The sequence below is a fragment of the Paenibacillus sp. FSL K6-2859 genome, from assembly GCF_038008265.1.
Classification (GTDB): Bacteria; Bacillota; Bacilli; order Paenibacillales; family Paenibacillaceae; genus Paenibacillus_AQ; species Paenibacillus_AQ nitricinens.
Genome location: NZ_JBBOYU010000001.1, coordinates 5,458,619 through 5,472,337, shown reverse-complemented (window position 1 = coordinate 5,472,337; position 13,719 = coordinate 5,458,619). Strand labels below are relative to the sequence as shown.

At 47.1% G+C, this 13,719-nt stretch carries 7 protein-coding genes and 3 rRNA genes; all 10 read left to right on the top strand.

Going from position 1 to position 13,719, the window contains the following annotated elements; translation table 11 throughout:
• Positions 1-15 precede the first annotated feature (15 nt).
• The 10 genes from MHB64_RS24480 (at position 16) to rrf (ending at position 13,648) form a co-directional block, all read left to right on the top strand.
• A complete protein-coding gene (locus tag MHB64_RS24480) occupies positions 16-1,380 on the top strand; it encodes a hypothetical protein (protein ID WP_341135544.1) in 1,365 nt (454 codons plus the stop codon).
• Positions 1,381-1,538: 158 nt separating this feature from the next.
• A complete protein-coding gene (locus MHB64_RS24475) occupies positions 1,539-1,976 on the top strand; it encodes an ACT domain-containing protein (protein WP_060621882.1) in 438 nt (145 codons plus the stop codon).
• Between the two features lie 36 nt (positions 1,977-2,012).
• A complete protein-coding gene (locus MHB64_RS24470) occupies positions 2,013-3,299 on the top strand; it encodes a homoserine dehydrogenase (protein WP_094873201.1) in 1,287 nt (428 codons plus the stop codon).
• 59 nt (positions 3,300-3,358) lie between these two features.
• Complete coding sequence (gene thrB, locus MHB64_RS24465) at positions 3,359-4,339, top strand: homoserine kinase (protein WP_341135543.1); 981 nt, start codon at positions 3,359-3,361, stop codon at positions 4,337-4,339.
• A complete protein-coding gene (gene pheA / locus MHB64_RS24460; RefSeq protein ID WP_094873197.1) occupies positions 4,336-5,223 on the top strand; it encodes a prephenate dehydratase in 888 nt (295 codons plus the stop codon). Before thrB ends, pheA begins: the two co-directional genes overlap by 4 nt.
• A gap of 4 nt (positions 5,224-5,227) precedes the next feature.
• A complete protein-coding gene (gene ilvE / locus MHB64_RS24455; protein ID WP_094873196.1) occupies positions 5,228-6,109 on the top strand; it encodes a branched-chain-amino-acid transaminase in 882 nt (293 codons plus the stop codon).
• Positions 6,110-6,433: 324 nt separating this feature from the next.
• Entirely contained in the window at positions 6,434-8,197 is a 1,764-nt protein-coding gene (locus MHB64_RS24450; protein WP_341135542.1) for a LysM peptidoglycan-binding domain-containing protein, read from the top strand.
• A gap of 438 nt (positions 8,198-8,635) precedes the next feature.
• A 16S ribosomal RNA gene (locus MHB64_RS24445) occupies positions 8,636-10,193 on the top strand.
• 263 nt (positions 10,194-10,456) lie between these two features.
• Positions 10,457-13,385, top strand: a 23S ribosomal RNA gene (locus MHB64_RS24440).
• Positions 13,386-13,531: 146 nt separating this feature from the next.
• Positions 13,532-13,648 (top strand): 5S ribosomal RNA (rrf, locus tag MHB64_RS24435).
• Together the 16S, 23S and 5S rRNA genes form the textbook arrangement of a ribosomal RNA operon.
• The last annotated feature ends 71 nt before the right edge of the window (positions 13,649-13,719 follow it).

Sequence of the window (13,719 nt, the reverse complement as noted above, 5' to 3'; positions counted from 1 at the left end):
TAGGGGAGATAGAAGATGAGTAAATTGGATATACGAAGGCAGCCACCAACAACAGGCAAACCGATATATAAGCACGAATATGAGCGGACGGCGTTTGATTATACGATTATTGTGTTTGCGTATGTATTTGCTCCAGTGGGGTTTATACTGGCTGTCATTCGATTATTATCTACACATTCCAAGAGACAGCGCAAAGCAAGCAATATTAACCTGTTTTATCATGCATGTATGGGTGCCTTTTTAGAATTGGCGATCTATTTCATTATTAGCAAGCTACTCGGTCAAATCGATTATTTCGCACTCTTGATCAGGCTGGTAATCATCTACAGCATTTTTAGGATACCCGCAATCAAATTCAGGGTTAGGGCCGTAGGATGGAGAGAGGGATTCACTTATCTTTGCAATGATTATATCGCATTGGTTCTTGTAGACGGCATCAGGCATATCGGTAGCCTGTCCGATATTCGCGGATTCAGTGAAGAGAACGTCCGAGACGTTTTGGAGTATTTAAAAGATCAGGGGATACTTTCTCCAGATATTGTTTATTATGAAGGACGTGTAGACAATCCATTTGTAAAATTGCCGCCGAAGCTTATTTATTCCAAACGGACACAGGCACTGGTGCGTGCGCCTGAGAATAACCTTCGCTACCGTAACAAGCGAGACCGGACAGTTTTTGATCGAATCATCATAGCGGTTGCCTATTTATTTGCTCCGCTTGGGTTTGTGCTTGCGATCCTTAGTTTTGTAAGCACTCATTATAAGAATGAGCGAAAATCATTTAACTACAAATTGCTCTATCATGTATGTATGGGATCTTTTATGGAACTATCCGTCCTCTTCGCCGTGGGGACCTATAAAGGGGATTTTAAGTGGTCCACTTTATTGATCATTCTGGTGGTCCTCTACGTGATCTTCATAATTCCGGCCGACAGCTTCGCAAGTCGGGCTACCTTGGCAACCGAGAACTTTGATTTTCTGTGTAAGAAGTATCTCATGCTGATCATAGTGGATGATGTTAGACATATTGGAAATTTAGCTGATATCGTCAAACAAAGTGAAGATGATGTACGTAGAGACCTACGGTATTTGGTGAGATGGGGGTTACTTGCTTCTGATATTGTCTATTATGAAGGACGCGTTAAGCTCTTCGATAAACAACCGCCCAATCTTGTTCATCCTGAACGGGTACAACCCTACGGGGCACAGAACCAACAGCCATCATCACCTGGGCGGCAGTCATTGCCGGAGATCTGGTCTAAGCCACCTGTCCAACTGCCGAAGTCCATCGTTTGTCCGAGCTGCGGTGCTAAGAGTAGGGTGCTGCCGGGTCAGGACAAGATCTGTGATTATTGCGGGACGACGATTCCATACAGTTAGCGTACATACGATTGCCTGCTGCCCCCGGGAATCCGGGGCTTTTGCTGCACCGAACCCCCTGGCCTCAGAGTATACATATAAAGTTATTGCATTTTATAAGTCTTTTCCGATATAATGTCCACTAAGAAAACACAAAAGTCTTTGAGGTGAGGACGTTCGTGAAAGAACGCTATTATTTGGTCCGGGAGGACATATTACCTGATGCCGTACTTAAGACTATGCAGGTGAAGCAATTACTTGAAGCTGGGGATGCGAAGACCGTACATGAAGGTGTAGAACAGGTAGGATTAAGCCGAAGTGCTTTTTATAAATACAAGGATGGCATTCACCTGATCCATCAGTTAGAACGTGAGCGAATTGTTACGATCTCTATGGATTTAGAACATGAATCCGGGATGCTCTCCAAGGTTCTGGGATCTGTGGCGGGGCATGGGGCTAACGTGCTGACGATTCATCAGAGTATTCCGCTACAAGGACGAGCGAATGTGGTGATCTCCGTGGAAATCTCACATTTGAATGAGGAACTCGGAGAGATGCTGGATAGTCTGAAGGATATTCCGGGAGTGAAGCGCGCCCTAATCGTTGGGCAGGGATAGAGAAGTTATATACGTAAAACTTTTAGGAGGATACAGATGAAGCCGGTTAAAGTAGGATTGCTGGGTCTGGGAACAGTTGGTACAGGTGTAGTTCGTATCGTGGAAGGAAATCAGGAGGATTTAAGCAGTCAAGTTGGCTCTCCAATACTCATTGAGCGTATAGCGGTGAATAATTCCAATAAGCCACGTGATATTGAAGTTGATCCTGCCAAAATAACAACGGATCCATGGGAGGTTATTCGTGACCCTGAGATTGATGTAATCGTTGAAGTGATGGGCGGTATCGATGGAACAAAGGAATATATTCTTGAAGCTTTGGACCACGGTAAGCATATCGTCACTGCGAACAAAGATTTGATGGCGCTGCATGGTTCAGAGATTCTGGCTAAGGCGCAAGAAAAGCAATGTGATGTCTTTTATGAGGCTAGTGTTGCGGGTGGTATTCCGATTATTCGGACGCTTATCGAAGGCTTTTCTTCCGATAAGATCATGAAGATTATAGGGATTGTGAATGGAACAACTAATTACATACTAACCAAAATGAGTCAAGAAGGCGCATCCTATAGTGATGTGTTAAAAGAAGCGCAGGATCTGGGTTATGCAGAGTCTGATCCAACTTCCGATGTTGAAGGGCTGGATGCTGCCCGCAAAATGGCGATTCTCGGAACCTTAGGTTTCCGCACTAACGTAGAGCTTCATGATGTCAGTGTGAGCGGGATTTCAGAAGTGAGTAAAGCCGATATCGCTTTTGCAAAGCGTCTCGGTTACGAAATTAAGCTGGTAGGCATTGCTGAACGTCAGGATGAAGCATTCAGTATCAGTGTTCAGCCAACCTTGATTCGGGCAAGTCATCCATTGGCTTCCGTTAATGGTGTGTTCAACGCAGTGTATGTTTATGGTGAAGCTGTCGGAGAGACTATGTTCTATGGTGCGGGAGCGGGCGCTATGCCAACTGCAACCTCGGTCGTCGCTGATTTGGTAGCTGTTATCAAGAACCTTAAGCTGGGTGTCAATGGATTGAAGCAGATCGTACCTTATAAGCAGAAAAAGCTTAAGAGTGATGAGGATATTTTTTATAAGAACTTCCTTCTTTTGCACGTTGACGATAAAGCAGGCGTATTGGCCAAGATTACTCAAGTGTTTGCCGAGTACGATGTGAGTCTGGATTCGGTAGTTCAGCAAGCCAATCCAAATAATCCTGACGCGGAAATTATTATTGTTACTCATAATGCGAGTAAAGCGAGTATGAACAAAGTGCTGCGTCACTTTAAGGAACTGAAAGTCATCCACCGGATCAAGAGCCATTATCGTGTAGAAGGCTAGAACTGTAGCTAGGGTATACTTTTTATATTTAAACAATGAGTAAGGAGATTGCACCTGTTATGAGTACTTATGGAGTAGCAAGGGTTAAAGTACCTGCTAGTACAGCTAATCTTGGTCCGGGCTTCGATACTCTCGGCATGGCTTTGCCGCTGTATGCCTGGATTGAGATGGAGGAAGCCAAGGAGACTGTTTTTCATCTTTATGGTGATGAGATGAAGGGAGTGGCTCAGGATAAGAGTAATTTACTCTATAAGGTCGCTCAAATGGTATTTGCAGAGGCAGGCGTTACGGTGCCTGAAATATCTATATCGATGTACTCTGAGATTCCGCTTACACGTGGGCTCGGCAGCAGTGCTTCAGCCATCATCGGGGGTATGGTCGCTGCTAATACGATGATCGGTTCTCCACTGGATGATGCCAAACTGTTTGATATGGCTACCCAGCTTGAGAAGCATCCCGACAATGTAGGGGCTTCCTTGTTTGGTGGCATCATTACCGCAGTGTGGGACGGTGATCATGCGGATTACGTTCGCCTAGAACCTCCACAAGATCTAGAGGTTCTAGTGGTTATTCCTGAATTCGAGCTGGAGACCACAAAAGCACGGGGAGTGCTTCCAACAGAAATCTCAGTTAGTGATGCTGTGTACAACATCAGCAGAACCTCTTTAATGACAGCCTCCTTTGCATCAGGTCGGCTTGACCTGATCAGCAGAGCGATGCAGGATCGTCTGCATCAGCCCTATCGAGCAGCACTTATTCCAGGCATGGAGAAGCTGCTCGCGGAAGCGCCTAACCACGGTGCTTTAGGAATCGCACTTAGCGGTGCCGGTCCTACCCTGCTGTGTTTAGTTGATCGCCATGAGACTCGTAAGCAAGAGCTTGAGGCTTTCCTGATAAATACGATGCAAGAACACGGCATCTCTGCTCAGACTTGCTGGCTTATGCCTTGTACTTCAGGTGTTACATCAAAGCTTCTTGAAAGAAACGAGATGCAAAACGATTCATTTTTGGATATGATAAAAGGAGAAGTACGGTTATGAAATCAATAGCGGTATTGCCGCAGGGCTCGGTATCTCACGAAGCGCTGCTGCATTTGTTTAAAGGTGAACCTGTGAATATTGTGCATCACAAGTTAATTTCCGATGTCTTTCTCTCAACGGCTGGTGGCGCCACTGACTACAGCGTTATCCCGATTGAGAACACGATTGAAGGCTCAGTTAGTCTACACATTGATTGGCTCATTAATGAGGTCGATCTGCCTATGCAGGCTGAATGGATCTTTCCTTCGATACAGAATCTCATTGGTCACCCGCTGGAATTCAGAGATGCTGACGGGAATAAGGATTTCACTAGAATGAAAAAAATCCTTTCGCATCCGGTTGCCATGGCACAATGCATGCAATTTGTTCGGAAGCATGCACCTTGGGCTGAACTGGAGTCGGTCGGAAGTACCTCGGAAGCTGTCGAAATCGTTAAGAACAATCCTGGCAAGGGCTGGGCTGCAATAGGTACGGCTCTTGGCGCTGCTACTCATGGGCTAGAGATTGTAGATCGGAAAGTTACAGATCACAATAACAACTACACACGATTTGTTCTTGTTGGCCCGCAGAAGGCAGATCTTCCACGGAGCAGCAATGGGGTAAAGACGAGTGTCCTTGTAACGTTGCCGGAGGATTTTCCAGGTGCTTTACATCAGGTCCTCGCTGCCTTTTCTTGGCGGAAGCTGAATTTATCGCGTATTGAATCACGACCAACGAAAAAGAAGTTGGGTACTTATTATTTTTATATTGATGTGCTGGAACCGATAGAATCAGTCCTGCTGCCAGGAGCGATTGAAGAGATTAGCGCTTTAGGCTGTCAGGTTCGGATTCTGGGCTCGTATCCCACATACACCTATGAGGAAGAGAAAGCGGAGGTGCAGTAAATTCATGGCTGAACAATGGATCTATCTGGATGGACAACACGTAACTAAGGAAAATGCAAAGGTATCCGTTTTTGATCACGGTTTTTTGTATGGAGACGGCATATTCGAAGGTATTCGTATCTACAACGGTAATATTTTTAAATGTAAAGAGCATTTGGACAGACTATATGATTCGGCGAAGTCGATCATGCTGGACATTCCGCTCACTTATGACGAGATGCTGGAGGCTATGGCTGAAACGATTCGCCTTAACGACATGCGTAACGGCTATATTCGACTGATCGTATCCCGTGGTCCTGGTAACTTGGGTCTTGACCCACGTCGTTGTCCTAAAGCCAGCGTAATCATTATCGTTGAACAACTGGCTATTTACCCAGAAGAAGCGTACATCAACGGGCTTCGTGCTGTTTCTGTATCCCAACGTCGTAATATTCCGGATGCACTGAATCCGAAGATTAAATCGCTTAACTATCTCAATAATATTCTAGTGAAAATTCAATCCAATCTGGCAGAAGCCGATGAAGCGATTATGATGAATGCCCAAGGATATGTTACTGAGGGATCTGGCGATAATATTTTCATTATCAAAAATGGTGTGGTCTTCACTCCTCCTTGCTATTTGGGAGCGCTTGAAGGAATCACACGTCTGGCGATCATCGAGTTATGTGAGAAATTGGGTATTAAGCTAAAAGAAGAACCGTTCACTATGCATGATGTTTACATAGCGGACGAGGTATTCTTCACAGGTACTGCTGCTGAAGTTATTGCTGCGCGTGAAATTGACGGCCGAATCATTGGCGAAGGACAAGCGGGTCCAATCACTTTGAAATTACTTGAAGAGTTCCGCAACGTTGTTGACAAAGATGGCTACAAGGTTTGGGAATAACAGTTAATCGTACAATGTGCTCTTTACGTGCTAGTCGTGTAATGAGTATTGAATAGGCATTAGATATCCTTTCATGCATATGAAGAAGATGGCCGGAGGTCTCTGGTAAATCTTTTCATGTCTCATGAAAGGATTTTTTTTATTTCAGGGATGTCATTCGCCCATGGGCTGCATAAGATGTAGTAACGAAGGAGGCGGCTGTACCGCATATAACTTTGTAAGAGAGCAATGTTCCATCCAAAGGGTGTTTGCTTTCAAAGCCAGTTTTGCTGTGTAGCTGTAAGAAAGCAATACTCCACAAAACTTTTAGGAGGTTAATGCTACGTGAAAATACACATTGTCAAACAAGGCGATAGTCTGTATGCATTATCGCAAAAGTACGGAGTGCCGTTACAAAAAATTATTGAAGCTAATCCACAGATCAGTAATCCGAATGTGCTGGCACTTGGTGAAAAAGTAAAAATACCTACGGCTCCTGTATCCGTACCGGATAACAGTGAAGTTTACTACAAGCATACAGTCAAACAAGGAGATACCTTATGGAAATTATCTAAGGCGTGGGGAATCCCCTTAAAGGATATGGTTGAAGCAAACCCCCAGCTAAAGAATCCGAATGTATTGATGTTAGGAGAAGTAGTCAACATTCCTAAAAAAACATCAAACGCTTCACCCGTACAGCCAGGCTACATGCCTTCTAATGCTTCTGAGAAAACACAAGTTGGCGGGAAGGAATATACGGGTCCAAAAGAACAGCCAGTTGCTGAAGTAGTTCCTGCACCAAAACCGGAAACTAAACCAGAGGTCAAACCAGAAACTAAACCGGAAGCAAAAGCAGAAAATAAGCCTGAGGCAAAAGCAGAAAATAAACCCGAAGCTAAAGCGGAAACTAAACCTGCACCTAAATCATCGCCCAATGTCTCACCTTTGTATAATTCTGCACCACACCCATCAATGAACATCGCCCCTATTAATACTCAAAATGCTGCACCAAATCCTGCGCCGAATATGCAGATGGAAGTTGCTCCTGTGCAAGAAATTGAAATGCAGAGCTTATTCGTTCAGATTACAGTTCCAAATCAAGAGCCTGTAGCCCATCATGAGGCAGCAAAAGCTGAGATGAAGCCATTGGCTTACCAAGAGGAAAAGGCAGATTCTTGTGACAATATGGGATATCCAGGCCTAGGAGGAAATCCTTATCTCTATGATTCCTATCAAAATAGCCCTAATATGAATATGAATTGGGCACCAAGTTATGTTCAACCGGCGTCATATGGACCTGAGTGCATGTCTCCATACAACTATTCAGAAAATATGTATTCACCTAACATGAGTCCAGAACAATGGAATCCGAACGCTGCACCTAATATGATGAGCCCAGAACAATGGAATCCGAACGCTGCACCTAATATGATGAGTCCAGAACAATGGAATCCGAACGCTGCGCCTAATATGATGAGTCCAGAACAATGGAATCCGAACGCTGCACCTAATATGATGAGTCCAGAACAATGGAATCCGAACGCTGCACCTAACCATATGGAGGCTAATGTTTCAGGAATGAACCCGATGTATGGGATGTCATCGAACCTTCCTTGGCCAACTACTTGTGGGTGTGGAGGGATGCATGTTCAACCCTATTCATATGAAATGCCCGTATATAATACCTATCCTGCATATGGAAACCCAAATGGATTCTCTGCTTATGGAGCAGGAACACCTAATCAGGGAATAGTTCCAGCATCTCCACTTGGAGCTTTTGGCGGGCCGATAATGTCGAGTATTCCGTCTAATCCACAGTATCCAGGTATTGGTAATTATTCGCAGCATAATCGGGTTCCGGAAATCCAAGATCCTGAAACGTTTGTACAGGACGTTCCCGAAGTTGCTAGAACAGTGAGTGAGGAATCCACTTCTGGCGCTTCTCTCAAGAGCAAGGGAATTGCAACGAAGGAAACGGCATCAAAAGCAAAGACCTCGAGTCAAAACAGCAGTAAGAAAAACAAAACAGTTGTGAAGTCTCAACGTTCCAATGCTGGTGGTCGTACAGAGAGCTCAAAGAAACGCAGAAATCCGTGGATTTCTAATTAATACAGTCTAAACTAACATCCAATTTCTATTTAACGTGTAGGTTCTGATTATTAGAATCTACACGTTTTTTATGATAAGGTGTGAACGAGATGTAGGAGTGAAGAAGAAGTACTTATTTTTTTGAATTTAGGGGTTGTTTTTAGAGTGGGTTATATGTTACATTATAAATCCAGTCGTAAAGAGGAGATATAAACTTTCGGTTGGTGAATGTTAATCCGAATGAAATTACAAAAGACTTTGAAAAAAAGTGTTGCAATTCATCGGATAACATGATATATTATAAAAGTTGCTGCTGAGACATTAAACGGCGCCAACGAGAACTTGATCTTTGAAAACTGAACAACGAGTGAGTAGGAAATCACGAAAGTGAAATCCAAAATTAGAGAATTAATTTTCTCGTCAGATGTTTCAAAATGAGCATATCGCTCTTTTCAATACTAATTGGAGAGTTTGATCCTGGCTCAGGACGAACGCTGGCGGCGTGCCTAATACATGCAAGTCGAGCGGAGTTAATTTGAAAGCTTGCTTTCAAATTAACTTAGCGGCGGACGGGTGAGTAACACGTAGGCAACCTGCCCCTTAGACTGGGATAACTACCGGAAACGGTAGCTAATACCGGATAATTTCTTTTTTCTCCTGAAGAAAGAATGAAAGACGGAGCAATCTGTCACTGAGGGATGGGCCTGCGGCGCATTAGCTAGTTGGTGGGGTAACGGCCCACCAAGGCGACGATGCGTAGCCGACCTGAGAGGGTGAACGGCCACACTGGGACTGAGACACGGCCCAGACTCCTACGGGAGGCAGCAGTAGGGAATCTTCCGCAATGGACGAAAGTCTGACGGAGCAACGCCGCGTGAGTGATGAAGGTTTTCGGATCGTAAAGCTCTGTTGCCAGGGAAGAACGTCCGGTAGAGTAACTGCTATCGGAGTGACGGTACCTGAGAAGAAAGCCCCGGCTAACTACGTGCCAGCAGCCGCGGTAATACGTAGGGGGCAAGCGTTGTCCGGAATTATTGGGCGTAAAGCGCGCGCAGGCGGTCATTTAAGTCTGGTGTTTAAACCTTGGGCTCAACCTGAGGTCGCACTGGAAACTGGGTGACTTGAGTACAGAAGAGGAAAGTGGAATTCCACGTGTAGCGGTGAAATGCGTAGATATGTGGAGGAACACCAGTGGCGAAGGCGACTTTCTGGGCTGTAACTGACGCTGAGGCGCGAAAGCGTGGGGAGCAAACAGGATTAGATACCCTGGTAGTCCACGCCGTAAACGATGAGTGCTAGGTGTTAGGGGTTTCGATACCCTTGGTGCCGAAGTTAACACAGTAAGCACTCCGCCTGGGGAGTACGGTCGCAAGACTGAAACTCAAAGGAATTGACGGGGACCCGCACAAGCAGTGGAGTATGTGGTTTAATTCGAAGCAACGCGAAGAACCTTACCAGGTCTTGACATCCCTCTGAATCCACTAGAGATAGTGGCGGCCTTCGGGACAGAGGAGACAGGTGGTGCATGGTTGTCGTCAGCTCGTGTCGTGAGATGTTGGGTTAAGTCCCGCAACGAGCGCAACCCTTAACTTTAGTTGCCAGCAAGTAATGTTGGGCACTCTAGAGTGACTGCCGGTGACAAACCGGAGGAAGGTGGGGATGACGTCAAATCATCATGCCCCTTATGACCTGGGCTACACACGTACTACAATGGCCGGTACAACGGGAAGCGAAGCCGCGAGGTGAAGCCAATCCCATCAAAGCCGGTCTCAGTTCGGATTGCAGGCTGCAACTCGCCTGCATGAAGTCGGAATTGCTAGTAATCGCGGATCAGCATGCCGCGGTGAATACGTTCCCGGGTCTTGTACACACCGCCCGTCACACCACGAGAGTTTACAACACCCGAAGTCGGTGGGGTAACCCGCAAGGGAGCCAGCCGCCGAAGGTGGGGTAGATGATTGGGGTGAAGTCGTAACAAGGTAGCCGTATCGGAAGGTGCGGCTGGATCACCTCCTTTCTATGGAGAATCGTTTCCTGCAATGGAAACATTCAAATCGGAAGTTAAACTTCCACAATCTCAGGTTTAGGCCTGTTACTCACTCGTTGCTCAGTTTTGAGAGTTTAAGCTCTCAAGTAAGACTTGATCCTTGAAAACTGGATACCGAAACGAATTTGCGTTTTAGAACATCTTTTAGCAACTTGTGAAAACAAGTAAATGTTATTAGTGAGATGATTCCAAGAGAAATGTCATTGTATGATATTTTCCTGCGGAAAAATCAAGGTTAAGCTAATAAGAGCACACGGAGGATGCCTAGGCGCCAGGAGCCGACGAAGGACGTGGCGAACAACGAAACTGCCTCGGGGAGCTGTAAGCAAGCTTTGATCCGGGGGTGTCCGAATGGGGAAACCCAGCTGTGGTAATTCGCAGTTACTCATCTCTGAACACATAGGAGATGTAGAGGCAGACCAGGGGAACTGAAACATCTAAGTACCCTGAGGAAGAGAAAACAATAGTGATTCCGTCAGTAGCGGCGAGCGAACGCGGAACAGCCTAAACCTAAGAGCTTGCTCTTAGGGGTTGTGGGACGTCTCACATGGAGTTACAAAGGAATATGGTAGGCGAAGAGGTCTGGAAAGGCCCGCGATAGAGGTAAAAGCCCTGTAACCTAAACTGTGTTCTCTCCGAGACGGATCCCGAGTAGTGCGGGGCACGTGAAACCCCGTATGAATCCAGCAGGACCATCTGCTAAGGCTAAATACTACCTGGCGACCGATAGTGAAACAGTACCGTGAGGGAAAGGTGAAAAGCACCCCGGAAGGGGAGTGAAATAGAACCTGAAACCGTGTGCTTACAAAAAGTCAGAGCCCTATTAATGGGTGATGGCGTGCCTTTTGTAGAATGAACCGGCGAGTTACGTTTAACATGCAAGGTTAAGTCGAGAAGACGGAGCCGCAGCGAAAGCGAGTCTGAATAGGGCGAATGAGTATGTGGACGTAGACCCGAAACCGTGTGATCTACCCCTGTCCAGGGTGAAGGTGCGGTAACACGCACTGGAGGCCCGAACCCACGCATGTTGAAAAATGCGGGGATGAGGTGGGGGTAGCGGAGAAATTCCAATCGAACTCGGAGATAGCTGGTTCTCCCCGAAATAGCTTTAGGGCTAGCCTCGGTATAAGAGTAGTGGAGGTAGAGCACTGATTGGGTGCGGGGTCCGCAAGGATTACCAAGCTCAGTCAAACTCCGAATGCCATATACTTATTGCCGGGAGTCAGACAGTGAGTGCTAAGATCCATTGTCAAAAGGGAAACAGCCCAGACCATCAGCTAAGGTCCCCAAGTGTGTGTTAAGTGGGAAAGGATGTGGAGTTGCACAGACAACCAGGATGTTGGCTTAGAAGCAGCCACCATTGAAAGAGTGCGTAATAGCTCACTGGTCGAGTGACTCTGCGCCGAAAATGTAACGGGGCTAAACACACCACCGAAGCTATGGCTAGATACGTATGTATCTGGGGTAGGGGAGCGTTGTATGTGGGTTGAAGGTGTACCGTAAGGAGCGCTGGACAGCATACAAGTGAGAATGCCGGTATGAGTAACGAAAAGATCAGTGAGAATCTGATCCGCCGAAAGCCCAAGGTTTCCTGAGGAAGGCTCGTCCGCTCAGGGTAAGTCGGGACCTAAGGCGAGGCCGAAAGGCGTAGTCGAAGGACAACAGTTTGAAATTACTGTACCACCGTAATCCGCTATGAGCGATGGGGTGACGCAGGAGGGTAGTGACGCGGACTGATGGATATGTCCGTCTAAGCAGTGAGGCTGATGTGTAGGCAAATCCGCACATCGTTAAGGCTGGGCTGTGATGGGGAGCGAAAATTACAGTAGCGAAGGTCATGATCTCACACTGCCAAGAAAAGCCTCTAGCCAGGAGAAGGTGCCCGTACCGCAAACCGACACAGGTAGGCGAGAAGAGAATTCTAAGGCGCGCGGAAGAACTCTCGTTAAGGAACTCGGCAAAATGACCCCGTAACTTCGGGAGAAGGGGTGCCCCGGTAGTGTGAATAGCACGAGGGGGCCGCAGTGAAAAGGCCCAAGCGACTGTTTAGCAAAAACACAGGTCTGTGCGAAGCCGCAAGGCGAAGTATACGGGCTGACGCCTGCCCGGTGCTGGAAGGTTAAGGGGAGTGGTTAGGGGTAACCCGAAGCTATGAACCGAAGCCCCAGTAAACGGCGGCCGTAACTATAACGGTCCTAAGGTAGCGAAATTCCTTGTCAGGTAAATTCTGACCCGCACGAATGGCGTAACGACTTGGGCGCTGTCTCAACGAGAGATCCGGTGAAATTTTAATACCTGTGAAGATGCAGGTTACCCGCGACAAGACGGAAAGACCCCATGGAGCTTTACTGCAGCTTGATATTGAATTTGGGTACGATCTGTACAGGATAGGTGGGAGCCGTAGAAATCGGAGCGCAAGCTTCGGTGGAGGCGCCGTTGGGATACCACCCTGATCGTATCTAGGTTCTAACCTAGTACCGTAATCCGGTACGGGGACCGTGTCAGGCGGGCAGTTTGACTGGGGCGGTCGCCTCCTAAAGAGTAACGGAGGCGTTCCAAGGTTCCCTCAGAATGGTTGGAAATCATTCGAAGAGTGCAAAGGCATAAGGGAGCTTGACTGCGAGACCTACAAGTCGAGCAGGGACGAAAGTCGGACTTAGTGATCCGGTGGTACCGCATGGAAGGGCCATCGCTCAACGGATAAAAGCTACCCTGGGGATAACAGGCTTATCTCCCCCAAGAGTCCACATCGACGGGGAGGTTTGGCACCTCGATGTCGGCTCATCGCATCCTGGGGCTGAAGTAGGTCCCAAGGGTTGGGCTGTTCGCCCATTAAAGCGGTACGCGAGCTGGGTTCAGAACGTCGTGAGACAGTTCGGTCCCTATCTGTCGTGGGCGCAGGAAATTTGAGAGGAGCTGTCCTTAGTACGAGAGGACCGGGATGGACGTACCGCTGGTGCACCAGTTGTTTCGCCAGAAGCATGGCTGGGTAGCTACGTACGGACGGGATAAGCGCTGAAAGCATCTAAGCGTGAAGCCCCCCTCAAGATGAGATTTCCCAATTAGTAAGACCCCTTGAAGACGACGAGGTAGATAGGTTGGAGGTGGAAGTGCAGTAATGCATGGAGCTGACCAATACTAATCGGTCGAGGGCTTATCCTATACTTAAAACGCAAATTCGATTCGGATTCAGTTTTCAGGAATCAAGTTCTAAACCATATGGTCCTAGTGGCTGTATGATGATGAATTTGTTTTCAGCATTTGGCGATGCTGAGACCTGAATAATGCATTTGTACCGCAAATGCCCGTTTGGTGGCGATAGCGGAGGGGTTCCACGCGTACCCATCCCGAACACGACCGTTAAGCCCTCCAGCGCCGATGGTACTTGGACCGAAGGGTCCTGGGAGAGTAGGACGTTGCCAAGCACGCAAGACCACTGTTGAGTCATCGACAGTGGTCTTTTTGTTATGCCTTGTACAGAGTATTTGCTTGTAAG